The organism is Allobosea sp. Root381, assembly GCF_001429395.1.
Taxonomy (GTDB): Bacteria; Pseudomonadota; Alphaproteobacteria; order Rhizobiales; family Beijerinckiaceae; genus Allobosea.
The window spans coordinates 186,249-199,062 of sequence record NZ_LMJT01000009.1 but is presented as its reverse complement, the minus strand read 5'-3'; the positions used below and the strand labels follow the sequence as shown (position 1 = coordinate 199,062).

General features: G+C 68.8%; 13 protein-coding genes. 11 read left to right on the top strand and 2 right to left on the bottom strand.

What is annotated here, in order from left to right; translation table 11 throughout:
* Window positions 1-60 precede the first annotated feature (60 nt).
* The 3 genes from rsmI to gshB all read left to right on the top strand — a co-directional run bounded on the left by rsmI (window position 61) and on the right by gshB (window position 2,483).
* Window positions 61-978 carry a 16S rRNA (cytidine(1402)-2'-O)-methyltransferase gene (gene rsmI / locus ASE63_RS10400; protein WP_056800575.1) on the top strand — a complete coding sequence of 306 codons (918 nt, stop codon included), beginning with the start codon at window positions 61-63 and terminating at the stop codon, window positions 976-978.
* Window positions 975-1,370: a YraN family protein gene (locus ASE63_RS10395; RefSeq protein WP_056800572.1), complete on the top strand. Its 396-nt coding sequence runs from the start codon at window positions 975-977 to the stop codon at window positions 1,368-1,370. The genes rsmI and ASE63_RS10395 overlap by 4 nt, the downstream gene beginning before the upstream one ends.
* A 162-nt stretch (window positions 1,371-1,532) precedes the next feature.
* On the top strand, window positions 1,533-2,483 hold the full coding sequence (gshB, locus tag ASE63_RS10390; RefSeq protein ID WP_056800570.1) for a glutathione synthase: 951 nt from the start codon (window positions 1,533-1,535) through the stop codon (window positions 2,481-2,483).
* A 13-nt stretch (window positions 2,484-2,496) separates the two neighbouring features.
* Here the strand turns inward: gshB and ASE63_RS10385 are convergent, their stop codons facing one another.
* Together ASE63_RS10385 and moeB are read right to left on the bottom strand one after the other, a co-directional pair.
* Entirely contained in the window at window positions 2,497-4,221 is a 1,725-nt protein-coding gene (locus ASE63_RS10385) for a hypothetical protein (protein ID WP_156410289.1), read from the bottom strand.
* A gap of 92 nt (window positions 4,222-4,313) precedes the next feature.
* A complete protein-coding gene (moeB, locus tag ASE63_RS10380; protein ID WP_056800567.1) occupies window positions 4,314-5,093 on the bottom strand; it encodes a molybdopterin-synthase adenylyltransferase MoeB in 780 nt (259 codons plus the stop codon).
* A gap of 165 nt (window positions 5,094-5,258) precedes the next feature.
* Between moeB and ASE63_RS10375 the strand changes: the two genes are divergently transcribed.
* The 8 genes from ASE63_RS10375 to deoC all read left to right on the top strand — a co-directional run bounded on the left by ASE63_RS10375 (window position 5,259) and on the right by deoC (window position 12,813).
* On the top strand, window positions 5,259-6,260 hold the full coding sequence (locus tag ASE63_RS10375; RefSeq protein ID WP_056800565.1) for a BMP family ABC transporter substrate-binding protein: 1,002 nt from the start codon (window positions 5,259-5,261) through the stop codon (window positions 6,258-6,260).
* Window positions 6,261-6,315: 55 nt separating this feature from the next.
* The gene (locus ASE63_RS10370) at window positions 6,316-7,053 is read left to right on the top strand and encodes an MBL fold metallo-hydrolase (RefSeq protein WP_056800564.1); all 738 of its coding nucleotides are present in this window, start codon (window positions 6,316-6,318) and stop codon (window positions 7,051-7,053) included.
* Between the two features lie 2 nt (window positions 7,054-7,055).
* Window positions 7,056-8,582, top strand: a complete 1,527-nt coding sequence (locus ASE63_RS10365) for an ABC transporter ATP-binding protein (protein WP_162261754.1) — start codon at window positions 7,056-7,058, stop codon at window positions 8,580-8,582.
* Window positions 8,583-8,688: 106 nt separating this feature from the next.
* A complete protein-coding gene (locus ASE63_RS10360) occupies window positions 8,689-9,789 on the top strand; it encodes an ABC transporter permease (protein ID WP_056800685.1) in 1,101 nt (366 codons plus the stop codon).
* 2 nt (window positions 9,790-9,791) lie between these two features.
* Entirely contained in the window at window positions 9,792-10,766 is a 975-nt protein-coding gene (locus ASE63_RS10355; protein ID WP_056800558.1) for an ABC transporter permease, read from the top strand.
* A 1-nt stretch (window position 10,767) separates the two neighbouring features.
* The gene (locus tag ASE63_RS10350) at window positions 10,768-11,184 is read left to right on the top strand and encodes a cytidine deaminase (RefSeq protein WP_056800556.1); all 417 of its coding nucleotides are present in this window, start codon (window positions 10,768-10,770) and stop codon (window positions 11,182-11,184) included.
* 52 nt (window positions 11,185-11,236) lie between these two features.
* Window positions 11,237-12,058 (top strand): purine-nucleoside phosphorylase, encoded by an 822-nt coding sequence (locus tag ASE63_RS10345; RefSeq protein ID WP_082609813.1) that lies wholly within the window; start codon window positions 11,237-11,239, stop codon window positions 12,056-12,058.
* On the top strand, window positions 12,055-12,813 hold the full coding sequence (gene deoC, locus ASE63_RS10340) for a deoxyribose-phosphate aldolase (RefSeq protein ID WP_056800552.1): 759 nt from the start codon (window positions 12,055-12,057) through the stop codon (window positions 12,811-12,813). The genes ASE63_RS10345 and deoC overlap by 4 nt, the downstream gene beginning before the upstream one ends.
* Window position 12,814: the final 1 nt, after the last annotated feature.

The following is a 12,814-nucleotide window of genomic DNA, read 5'->3' as shown; positions in this document are numbered from 1 at the left end:
CGCGGCTTTGCAGGTCCGCCGACAATGGCGCGGGCACTGCGCTTGTGGCAGGGTCGGCCGATGTCGACAGCCTCCCCCGCAGCGCCGCGCGCCCCGAGCTACACCGCCTTCGGGCTCAAGGCGGAGGCCGAGCCGCTGGAGCCCGGCCTGCACATCGTCGCGACGCCGATCGGCAATCTTCGCGACATCTCCTTCAGGGCGCTGGCGACCCTGGCGGCTGCGGACGCGGTGTTGGCCGAGGACACCCGCACCTCCAAGACGCTGCTGGCGCATTACGGCATCTCGACGCCGCTCCTGCCCTATCACGAGCACAACGCCGCGCAGATGCGCCCAAAGATCCTCGCGAAACTGCGCGAGGGCGGAAAACTCGCGCTGATCTCGGATGCCGGCACGCCGCTGGTCTCGGACCCCGGCTACAAGCTCGTCGCCGAGATCGTGGCCGAGGGGCTGCCCGTCACCGGCATACCCGGCCCCTCGGCGGTGCTGGCCGCGCTGGTGCTGGCCGGACTACCGACCGACCGCTTCTTCTTCGAGGGCTTCCTGCCGCCGAAATCGGCGGCGCGGCGGACGCGGCTGACCGAGCTCGCCGCTATCCCCGGCACCCTCGTCTTCTTCGAATCGCCGCGACGCGTCGCCGAGATGCTGGCGGATGCCGCCGCCGTGCTGGGCGAGCGACCGGGCGCGGTGGCGCGCGAGCTGACCAAGTTCTACGAGAATGTCCAGCGCGGCCCGCTGAGTGCGCTTGCGGCCCATTACGGCAGCGAGGAGGAGGCGCGCGGCGAGATCGTCGTCATCATCGGCCCGCCCGGCGCGACCGAACTCTCGTCGGCCGCCGACCTGATCGGGGACAGGCTGCGCGTCGCGCTGGCCCAGGTCTCGCTCAAGGAAGCCGTGGCGCAGGTCGCGGCCGAAACCGGCCAGCCGCGCCGCAAGGTCTATGCGCTGGCGCTCGAACTGACGCGCGACGAGACGCCGTGACGCCGCAGCCGGCCAGGAACGAGGCGCGCAGCCGGCGGGCCCACCGCTCGGGCCTGACCGGCCGGCGCGCGGAATGGCTGGCGATCCTCTGGCTCGCCGCCAAGGGCTACAGGCTCCTGGCCCGGCGCTTCGGCGGCAAGGGCGGGGAGATCGACCTGATCGTGAAGCGTGGCCGCACGGTCGCCTTCGTCGAGGTCAAGGCGCGCGAATCCATCGAGGATGCTCTGACGGCGATCACGCCCGAGAAGCGGCGGCTGGTCGAATTGCGCATCCGGCAGTGGCTCGCACAAAATCCCTGGGCGATGGACCATCATCTGCGGGCGGACGCCCTGTTCCTCGCGCCGCGGCGCTGGCCGCGCCATGTGCGGGCCGCGTTCGAGCTCGCCCTGTAACGCAGCCGAGACCCCTTGCGGTCGGCGTATCGGCGGGACGATAAGAGCGTGCCTGGACACACAGCCCTCATCCTGAGGAGCCTCTCACGGCTCCTCAGGATGAGGGCTTGCGATGTCTTCAGGCAGCCTCGCCGAAGCACTGCCACGACAGGAAAGCTTGCCATGACCCTCACCGTCGCCATCCAGATGGATCCGATCGAGCGCGTCCGGATCGCCGGCGACACCGGCTTCGCCCTGATGCTGGAGGCGCAGGCGCGCGGCCATACGCTCTTCACCTATACGCCCGACAAGCTCTCGATGCGCGACGGCAAGGTGACGGCGCCGATGCGGCCGGTCACGGTGCGCGATGTCGAGGGCGATTATTTCACGGCCGGGTCGGAGGAAAAGGTCGATCTGTCGACGCTCGACGTGGTGCTGCTGCGGCAGGACCCGCCCTTCGACATGGCCTATGTCTCGACCACGCATATGCTGGAGCGGATCCATCCGAAAACGCTGGTGGTCAACGACCCGGCGCAGGTGCGCAACGCGCCCGAAAAGCTTTTCGTCACGCATTTCCCGGAGCTGATGCCGCCGACGCTGATCACCCGCGACCGCGCCGAGATCGAGGCCTTCCGCGACGAGCATGGCGAGATCGTGATGAAGCCGCTCTACGGCCATGGCGGCGCGACCGTGTTCAAGACCAGCAAGACCGACCCGAATTTCGGCTCGCTCTTCGACCTGTTCAGCAATCTCTTCCGCGAGCCCTGGGTGGTGCAGGGCTTCATCAAGGAGATCAGCGAGGGCGACAAGCGCATCATCCTGATCGACGGCAAGGCGGCCGGCGCGGTCAACCGCGTGCCGGCGGTGGGCGACCTGCGCGCCAACATGGTGCGCGGCGGCGCGGCACGGCCGACCGACCTGTCGAAGCAGGAACTCGAGATCTGCGAGGCGATCGGCCCTTCGCTGCGCGAGCGCGGCCTGCTGCTCGTCGGCATCGACGTGATCCATGGCAAGCTGACCGAGATCAACGTCACGGCGCCGACCGGCGTGCGCGCGATCAAGAAGCTCGGCGGGCCGGACCTCGCGGCAGAGCTCTTCGAGGTGATCGAGACCAAGGTGGCGCACCGCGCCTGAACGGGCGGCCTTCTCAGCCTCTGACGAAGCCCTTCCAGCAGGAGCCGAGCGCGATCTCGCGTCGCCCGGCGAGCGCCGGCGCATAGAGCCCGCGCAGTGCTTCGTTCGCGACCGTGATCGGGCATTGCGGCAGCAGGACGAGGTCGGCAGCCGCGACGGCCGCGATCGCCGCGGCATCGGGCGTCTCCACCGCGCGGAACGGGTCGGCGCCGATCGCGATGTGCCGAACGCCGGTCCGCCCCATCAGCGCCGGGAACGGATTGGCGAAGTTGAGGCTCATGATCGTCTCGAAGCGAGTACCGCTCTGCGCCTCATGGGCCAGGATGGCGCCGATGCCGGCATCGACCGCCATCAGCCAGCCCAGCTGGAAGTCGAGCTCGGAATAGAGGCTCTGGCTCGGCAGGATCTTCTGCTCGGCCATCGCGTTCAGGACATCGGGCGAGGCGGCGTAGATCACCTGCATCTTGGCGGCCCGCCCCACGACTTCCACATTCTGCGAGACCTGACCCAGACGCCCGAGATGCGTATGCGGCAGGGCCATGTAGCCGGTCTGGGCGAGCATGGCCCGCCCGGCACGCTGCAGCACGGTCTCGACCGGCGGGATTGCGGTCGCGGCCACCAAAGCGAGCACGAGGAAGGCGCCGCGGCGGCCACTGCCGGCCCAGCCGATGACGATGCAGAGCAGGACCGGCCAGATGAAGATGAAGGCCTGGCCGCCGGTGTTCTGCGTCTCGAAGAAGAGACCGGCCGCCATCACTACGGCGAGCCAGACGACATCGCGGTCGAGCAGCTGCTGCAAACCGTGCCAGGACGGCCGACGGGCAACAGCGCGGGCGCCGGCGAAGAGGTCGCGCCGCTCGAGCCAGATCAGCGTGACGATCAGCGCGCCGCCGGCAGCGACGATGTCGAGATGCAGCGAGCCGGCCTGGAGGAAGCGCTGCAGGATGCCGCCGGCATTGATCGCCACAAGCGCCACGATGCTTTCGACATAGGCGCTGACGAGCCCGTTCCAGATTTCCAGCACGAGCAGCGCGACAACGCCCAGAACCGCCGCGACGAGGCTCGCGCGGATGTCGATGCGGCCCACGAGCATCGCAAAGGCGACGATGACCCCGCCGGCCAGGAAGCCGGTGATCTTGATCAGCAGCAGCGCCAGGATGCACCAGACAAGCACCGCGATCAGCGCGCGCCTGTCGCGGAGTACCGTCAGGGCGCTAACCAGCACGTAGAGCACGATGCTGACCTGCCGGTTGTAGATGCCGAAACCGTCCGTTCCCGGAAAGAACGAGTAGTGCTCGACGTTGATCGGCAGGATCTGGAAGACGAGATAGGGCAGCAGCAGCGCGAAGGCCGTCGCGCGCGAGCGTCTGTCGGCCTCGCGCAGGATCAGCGCCATCGGCGGCGCCGTCACGAGGAACAGCGACCATTGCGCCAGCAGGAGCGGCTGCGCGCGCGGGAAGACGTCGCCGAGCCAGGCGAAGAGCCAGTAGCCCAGCGGGCCGACCGGCGTGATGAAATCGATCAGCGGAGTCTGGCCGCTCTCGATGCGGTTGGCCGCGTCGAGATACAGCGTGAGATCCCAGTACATCGGGCCCAACGGCAGCAGCAGCGGGCGGGTCAGCAGCACCGCGCAGAGAAGGACAGCGCCTGCAAGCAGAAGCAGCGGCGAGAACAGCGTCTTGCGGAACTCGCCTATGGCCTGGGTCGGCGCAGTCGCGGTCGGTCTGTCGGCCTGCATTCGCTCCTCGCGCGGCGATCCGTCCTGGATGCACGCTCGATTAGCGGAAACCGGTTAAGACTCCGCTGAAATCGCTGGCGACCGAGCCGGCTTCACGCGCGTGCGGTGCCGTTCAGGCTGTTGGTCTCGTCCCAGCCATAGCGCAGCGTCTCGAAGCGCATCGTCAGCGCGTCGATCAGCAGCAGCTTGCCGACGAGCGGCTCGCCAAAGCCGGTCACGGTGCGGATCACCTCCAGCGCCATCAGCGAGCCGACGGCGCCGGGCAGCGCGCCGAGAATGCCGGCCTCGGCGCAGGTCGGGATCGCGCCCGGCGGCGGCGCCTCCGGGAACAGGCAGCGCCAGGTCGGGTTTGGGCGGCCGTCAGTACCCGTCTCATGGGCGCGGATGGTGGTGACGGAGCCGTCGAAGCGGCCGAGCGCTCCCATCACCAGCGGCTTGCGCTCATGGAAGCAGGCATCGGAGACCGCATAGCGCGTGGCGAAATTGTCCGAGCCCTCGGCGACGATGTCGTAGAAGGCGATCAGGGCGCGGGCGTTGTGCGGGTCGATGCGCGTGACGTGCTCCTCGACGATCACATGCGGGTTGAGCCGGCGGATGAAGGCCGCCGCCGCGACCGCCTTGTGGGCGCCGATGTCGTCGGTGCCGTAGATCGTCTGGCGCTGGAGGTTCGAGAGCGAGACGATGTCGTCGTCGACGATGCCGATCTTCCCGACGCCGGCGGCGGCGAGATATTGCAGCAGCGGCGCGCCGAGTCCTCCCGCCCCGACGACGAGGACGCGCGCATTCTTCAGGCGTTGCTGTCCCGGGCCGCCGATCTCGGGCAGCACGAGATGGCGGGCATAGCGTTCGATCTCGTCGTCGTTCAGGCTCATCCGTGAAGGGTTAAGCCGATCCGGCGCCGCGGGCAATCGCCGCGCCCGGCTTCGGCCAGGCGCAACCCCTGCGGATCGCCGCTGGCTTGGCCATGCGGGCAAGCCATGTCATCGTGTCGCCTGGAAGGGCTGGTCAACAGCCGCCATCCAACAGGGGATCGGTCCATGCGTTTGACATCGCTTGCGCTGGCGCTGGCCGGCGTCGCCTTCTCGGCTGTCGCGACGATGGCGCAGACCGCGATCAAGCCGGCGGTCGTCTACGACAAGGGCGGCAAGTTCGACAAATCCTTCAACGAGGGCGTCTTCGCCGGGGCGGAGAAATTCAAGGCCGAGACCGGCATCGAGTTCCGCGACTTCGAGCCGACCAACGAAGCGCAGATCGAGCAGGCGCTGCGCCGCTTCGCCCGCGACGGGCATTCGCCGATCATTGCCGTGGGCTTCTCGCAGGCGACCGCGCTGCAGAAGGTCGCGACCGAGTTCCCGGACCTGAAATTCACCATCATCGACATGGTGGTGGAGCTGCCGAACGTGCAGTCAGTGGTGTTCAAGGAGCATGAGGGCTCCTATCTGGTCGGTCTGCTCGCGGGCATGGCCTCGAAGACCAACAAGGTCGGCTTCGTCGGCGGCATGGACATCCCGCTGATCCGGAGATTCGCCTGCGGCTATGTCCAGGGGGTGAAGGCGGCCAAGAAGGAGGCCGAGATCTTCCAGAACATGACCGGCTCGACGCCGGCGGCCTGGAACGATCCGGTGAAGGGCGGCGAGCTCGCCAAGTCGCAGATCGACCGCGGCGCCGACGTGATCTACCACGCCGCCGGCGGCACGGGCATCGGCGTGCTGCGCGCCGCGGCCGATGCCGGCAAGCTCGGCATCGGCGTCGATTCCAACCAGAATGCGCTGCAGCCCGGCAAGGTGCTGACGTCGATGCTGAAGCGCGTCGACGTCGCCGCCTACAACTCCTTCATGGCGGCGCATAAGGGCAATTGGGCGCCCGGCGTTTCCGTGCTCGGGCTCAAGGAGGACGGCGTGGGCTGGGCGCTCGACGACGCCAACCGGGCGCTGATCACACCCGAGATGCAGGCTGCCGCCGACAAGGCCCGCGCCGACATCATCAGCGGCACGATCAAGGTCCACGACTACATGTCGGATTCGAAATGCACGCTCTGAAGCAGGAGATGCCCGGGGCAGGCACGAGCCCGGCGGCCAGGGCAGCACCACCGCCATGAAGGTCACCGTCCTCGGCTCGGGCGACGCCTTCGGGACCGGCGGGCGCTTCAACACCTGCCTTCATGTCGAGGCCGGGGCCGAGCGCCTGCTGCTCGATTGCGGCAGCTCCAGCATGGTGGCGCTGAACAAGGCAGGGGTGGAGCGCAACGGCCTCTCCACGCTGCTCTTCACGCATTTTCACGACGACCATTTCGGCGGCCTGCCCGCCTTCCTGCTCGATGCGCAGTTCGTCTCGCGGCGGACGCAACCGCTGACGATCGCCGGACCAGCCGGCATCGAGCACCGGACGCTGCATGAGCTCGAGGCTGCCTTTCCCGGCTCGACCAGCAATCGCTGGCGCTTTCCGATCCGCTATGTCGAGGTCACGCCGAGTCAGCCGGCAGAACTGGCCGGCTGCGCGGTTTCGGCTTTCCCGATGGTGCATGACGAGCGCGCCGGTCCCTGCCAGGGTTATCGTCTCGGCTTCGGCGGCAAGGTCTTCGCCTTCTCGGGCGACACCGCCTGGACCGAGGCGCTGATCCCGCTCGCGGCGGGGGCGGATGTGCTGCTGGTCGAGTGCTATACCTTCGACACGAAACTCGCCAACCACCTCGACTACCGCTCTCTGGCGGAACACCGGGCGCGGATCGGCGCCGCGCGGATCGTGCTGACCCATATGAGCGCGAGCATGCTGGCGCATCCCGAGGACCTGCCGGAGGAGCGGGCCCATGACGGGATGACGATCGCGCTATGACGATACCGCCCGTTCCCGCCATCGAGCTCGCGGGCGTCTCGAAGCGGTTCGGCGCGGTCCAGGCGAACAGGGACGTCTCGCTCTCCGTCCCTTCCGGCTCGATCCACGGCATCGTCGGCGAGAACGGAGCCGGCAAATCGACGCTGATGTCGATTCTCTACGGCTTCTACGAGGCCGATGCCGGGGAGATCCGGATCGGCGGCGAGCCCCGCCGGATCCGCAGCCCGGCCGATGCGATCGGCTGCGGCATCGGCATGGTCCACCAGCACTTCATGCTGGTGGAGACGCTGAGCGTGGTCGAGAACATCGTGATCGGCGCCGAGGGTGGCCCCTTCCTCAAGGGCGGCCTCGCCAGGGCGCGAGCGGAACTGGCGAAGCTTTCGAGCGATTTCGGCCTTGCGATCGACCCGGACGCGCTTGTCGGCGAGCTCTCCGTCGGCCTGCAGCAGCGCGTCGAGATTTTGAAGGCGCTGCATCGCGGCGCGCAGATCCTGATCCTCGACGAGCCGACCGCCGTGCTGACGCCGGCCGAGGCCGAGCAGCTCTTCACGCTGCTGCGCAGGCTCAAGGCCCAGGGCCGAACCGTCATCCTGATAACCCACAAGCTGCGCGAGATAATGGATGTGACGGACCGGGTCTCGGTGATGCGGCGCGGCGAGATGGTCGCGCATCTGGCGACGGCCGAGACTTCGCCCCCGGAACTGGCGGAGGCGATGGTCGGACGCCGCGTGCTGCTGCGCGTCGAGAAGGCGCCACGCCGGCCGGGGGCGCCGGTGCTCGAAGTCGTCGGGCTCTCCTATGTCGATGAACGCGGCTACGAGACGCTCAAGGATGCGAAACTGACGCTGCATGCAGGCGAGATCGTCGGCATCGCCGGAGTCGCGGGCAACGGCCAGAGTGAATTGCTCGAACTGCTGGCCGGGCTGATCCAGCCTGCGCGGGGGGTGATCCGGCTCGACGGGCGGATTCTCACCGCCGCCGAGCGCAACCCGGCCCGGCTGCGCAAGCTCGGGCTGATGCATGTTCCCGAGGACCGGCAGAAGACCGGGCTGGTCACCGCCTTCCTGGCCGCCGAAAGCGCCATCCTCGGTTATCATGACGACGCGGCATTCGGGCCCGGCCCCTTCCTGTCGCCCGGCGCGATCCAGGCGCATGCTAGGGCCGCCTTCGCTGCCTATGACGTGCGCCCGGCAGACCCCGCTCTGAAGACGGCGAAATTCTCCGGCGGCAACCAGCAGAAGATCGTGCTCGGCCGCGAGATCGAGCGGGCGCCGAAGGTCCTGCTCGTCGGCCAGCCGACGCGGGGCGTCGATATCGGCGCGATCGAGTTCATCCACCGCCGGCTGGTCGCGCTGCGCGATGCAGGGGTCGCGATCCTGCTGGTCTCGGTGGAATTGGAGGAGGTGATGGCGCTGTCCGACCGCATCCTGGCGATGTGCGGCGGGCGGATCACCGGCGAACGGGTGGCAGACGCTGCCGACGAGCGCGAGCTCGGCTTGCTGATGGCCGGCGTGGGAGAGGCCGCATGACGGGCTGGCATGGGCCTGGCTCGTCATGCTCGGGCTCGACCCGAGCATCTCCCGCAAGAGTTTCCCGGGTCTGCGCTGCGCTGCGCCCGAGAATGACGGCCACGTCATGAACGCCGCCCCCATCGAGCTGCCGCGCTGGGCCGATTCGGGCCTTGTGCCACTGGTCTCGGTCGCGGCCGCGCTCCTCGTCGCCGGGCTGGTCGTACTCGGCATCGGCGAAAGCCCGATCGAGGCGACGGCGCTCCTTCTGCGCGGGGCGCTCGGCTCGGCCGAGGGCGTCGGCTTCACGCTCTACTACGCGACGAACTTCATCTTCACCGGGCTCGCCGTCGCTGTCGCCTTCCATGCCGGGCTGTTCAATATCGGCGGCGAGGGCCAGGCGACGATCGCCGGCATCTTCGTCGCGCTCGCCTGCCTGTGGCTCGCGCCGCTGCCGGGCTTCCTGCTGGTGCCGCTCGCCGTGCTCGCCGCGGCCGCTGGCGGCGCCCTTTACGGCCTTGTTCCCGGCTGGCTGCAGGCGACGCGCGGCAGCCATGTCGTCATCACCACGATCATGTTCAATTTCCTGGCGGCGACGCTCGCCGTCTATTTGCTGGTCGAGGTGATCGGCAAACCGGGCTCGATGCAGCCGGAGACCGCGACTTTCGCGGACCATGCCATCCTGACGCCGATGCACCGGCTGCTGGCGCCGCTCGGTGTGAGGCTGCCGGCAACGCCGCTGAACAGCGCCTTCCTGCTGGCGCTGGCCGCGCTCGTGGCCGTCTGGGCGCTGATCTTCCGCTCGCGGCTGGGCTTCGCGATCCGCACGCTTGGCGCCAATCCGCGCGCGGCGGCCTATGCCGGGATCTCGCCGGCGCGAATCACCATGGTCGCCATGGCGATCTCGGGCGCGCTCGCCGGCGGACTCGCGGTCAACGAGGTCATGGGCGTGCAGCACCGGCTGCTGCTCGACTTCACGGCCGGATACGGCTTCGTCGGCATCGCGGTCGCGCTGATGGGGCGCGGCCATCCGCTCGGCATCGCGCTCGCCGCGCTGCTCTTCGGCGTGCTCTACCAGGGCGGGGCCGAGCTCTCCTTCGACAAGCCGAGCATCACCCGCGACATGGTGGTGGTGATCGGCGGCATCGTCGTCCTGTTCGCGGGCGCGCTCGACGGCCTGTTCCGGCGGCTGGTGGCGGGCGGGTTGCGGGTCGGGAAGTCAGGCTGACGATGGACGCCCTCGCCACCATCGCCGTCATCCTCGATTCGACGATCAGGCTTTCCGTGCCGCTGCTCTGTGCGGCCCTGGCGGGGCTGTGGTCGGAGCGTGCCGGCGTCGTCGATATCGGGCTCGAAGGCAAGATGCTGGTCGCGGCCTTCGCCTCGGCAGTGATCGCGGCGCAGAGCGGCTCGGCCTGGGCCGGGCTCCTGGCCGGGATCACGGCCTCGGTCGCGCTCGCACTGGTGCATGGCTTCGCTGCCATCACCTGGCGCGGCAACCAGATCGTCTCCGGCGTCGCTATCAACATGCTGGCAGCGGGCCTCACCGTCATCCTCGGCAATGCCTGGTACGGACAGGGCGGGCGCACGCCGACGCTGGAAGGGGCGGCGCGCTTCGGCGACATCACCCTGCCCTTTGCCGACAGCGCGCGCGAAAGCGTGCCCGGGCTCGGTCTGCTCTATGCCGAGGTCGTCTCGGGCCATGCCGCGCCGGCCTATCTCGCCCTTCTCTGCGTCGTCCTCACCGCCTTCGTGCTGAAGCGGACGCGCTTCGGCTTACGGCTGCGCGCCGTCGGCGAGAACCCGGCCGCGGTCGACACCGCCGGCATCTCGGTCGCAGGGCTGCGCTATGGCGCGGTCGTGATCTGCGGCGCGCTCTGCGGGCTGGGCGGCACCTATCTCGCGGTCTCGCAATCGGCCGGTTTCCTGCCGCATATGACCGCCGGCAAGGGCTTCATCGCGCTCGCCGCCGTGATCTTCGCCAATTGGCGGCCCTGGCAGGCGCTCTGGGCCTGCCTGCTTTTCGGCTTGCTCGATGCGGTCGCGATCCGCATGCAGGGCGTCGTGCTGCCCGGCATCGGGCAGGTGCCGGTTCAGGCGATCCAGGCCCTGCCCTATCTGATGACAGTGATCCTGCTCGCCGGCTTCATCGGCAGGGCGACGCCACCAAAGGCCTCCGGCCTGCCCTATGTGAAGGAGCGCTGAGATGGCAGCGGATGCTGAAACCGATTTCGAGGCGCTGTTCGCGGCTGCGGCGCGCGTCCAGCCCCTCGCCTATGCCCCCTATTCGCGCTTCAAGGTCGGCGCCGCGATCCGCGACGAGCACGGCGCGATCCATGACGGCTGCAATGTCGAGAACGCCGCCTATCCGTCAGGCAGCTGCGCCGAACAGGGCGCGATCTCCGCGATGATCGCCGGCGGTGGCAGCCGCATCACCGCGATCCTGGTTCTCGGCGAGGGCGACGTGCTGGTGACGCCCTGCGGCGCCTGCCGCCAGCGCATCCGCGAATTTGCCAGCGCGGACACACCGGTCGCGATCGCCGGACCGGGCGGCATCCGGACAATGTTCACGCTGGCCGAGCTGTTGCCAGCGTCCTTCGGACCGGACAACTTGCGGGCATGATTAGTCATCGTTTCAAGCCCTGTTCCCTTCGGCGCAGACCATCCGGCAGGCCATGAGCAGCGAAGCCGAATTCGAAAGGGCCGCGCGCATTCTCGCCGAGCACGGCGTGACGCGAGCCATCGACTGCGCCATCGTGCTCGGGACGGGGCTCGGCCTGCTCGCCGAGCAGGTCGAGGATGCGGTCCGCATTCCCTATGCCGCGATTCCCGGCTTCCCGTCGGGCGCCGTCTCCGGCCATGCCCGTCAACTCTGCATCGGCAGGCTCGAAGGCCGGACGGTGCTCATATTCCAGGGCCGGGCGCATTATTACGAAGGCGGCGATCCGGCCGCGATGCGGGTGCCGCTCGGCATGCTGACCGCGCTGGGCTCGCCGCCGCTGATCCTGACCAATGCGGCAGGCTCTCTGCGACCCGAATTGCCGCCGGGCAGCCTCGTGCTGGTCAACGACCACATCAATCTCAACGGCCCGAACCCGCTGATCGGCGATACCGGTGACGGCCGCTTCGTGCCCATGGTCGACGCCTATGACCCGGCCTTGCGCGAAAGGTTGAAGGCGGCGGCCGGCAAGGCCGGGCTGCCGCTCGGCGAAGGCGTCTATATGTGGTTCTCCGGGCCGAGCTTCGAGACGCCGGCCGAGATCCGGATGGCACAGGTGCTGGGGGCAGACCTCGTCGGCATGTCGACCGTTCCCGAGGTCATCCTGGCGCGGCGGCAGGGCCTGCGCGTCGCGGCGGTCTCGGTCGTTACCAATATGGGCGCGGGGCTTCATGGCGGCGCGCCGCATCACGGCGAAACCAAGGATGTCGCCTCGGCCTCCGGCGGCGAACTGGCGCGGCTGCTGCGAGCCTTCCTGAGGGAGCTCGCAGACGCATGACGGACGCCGAGATTGCCGCCCGCGCGCTTGCCTTGCTCGACCTGACCGACCTCACCGACCATGCCGATGCGGCCGGGCTCGCGGCGCTCTGCGCGAAGGCAGTGGCGCCGCCGGTGCCGGTTGCCGCCATCTGCATCTGGCCGCGCTTCGTGGCGCAGGCGCGGAGCCTGCTGGGAGCGGGGCCCGTCAGGATCGCGACCGTCGTCAACTTTCCCGCCGGCGCGGACGAAGCGGCCGCGGTGGTGGACGATACGCGGATCGCGCTCGCCGCCGGTGCCGACGAGATCGACCTCGTCCTGCCTTGGCGTGTTTTTCTGACAGGCGACAGCGAGAGCGCCGCAGCGATGGTCGCACGCGTCCGGGAGGCCAGCCGGGGCAAGACGCTGAAGGTGATCCTCGAGACCGGCGAATATCCGGACCTCGTGAAGGTGCGCGCCGCCTCCGAGCTGGCGATCGTTCATGGTGCGGACTTCATCAAGACTTCGACCGGCAAGACCGCGCATTCGGCCAGCCTGCCCGCCGCGCGGACGATGCTGGAGGTGATCGCTAACGCCGGGCGGCCAGTCGGGCTAAAGCCCTCGGGCGGCATCCGTAGCCTCGCGGACGCGACGGGCTATCTCGACCTTGCCGACGCGATCATGGGGCCGGGCTGGGCCACGGCGAAAACATTCCGTTTCGGCGCCAGCGGCCTGCATCAGGTGCTGATCGAGGCGATGACCGGCGGCAAGACGGAACGGGCGGACGGACCTTACTGAG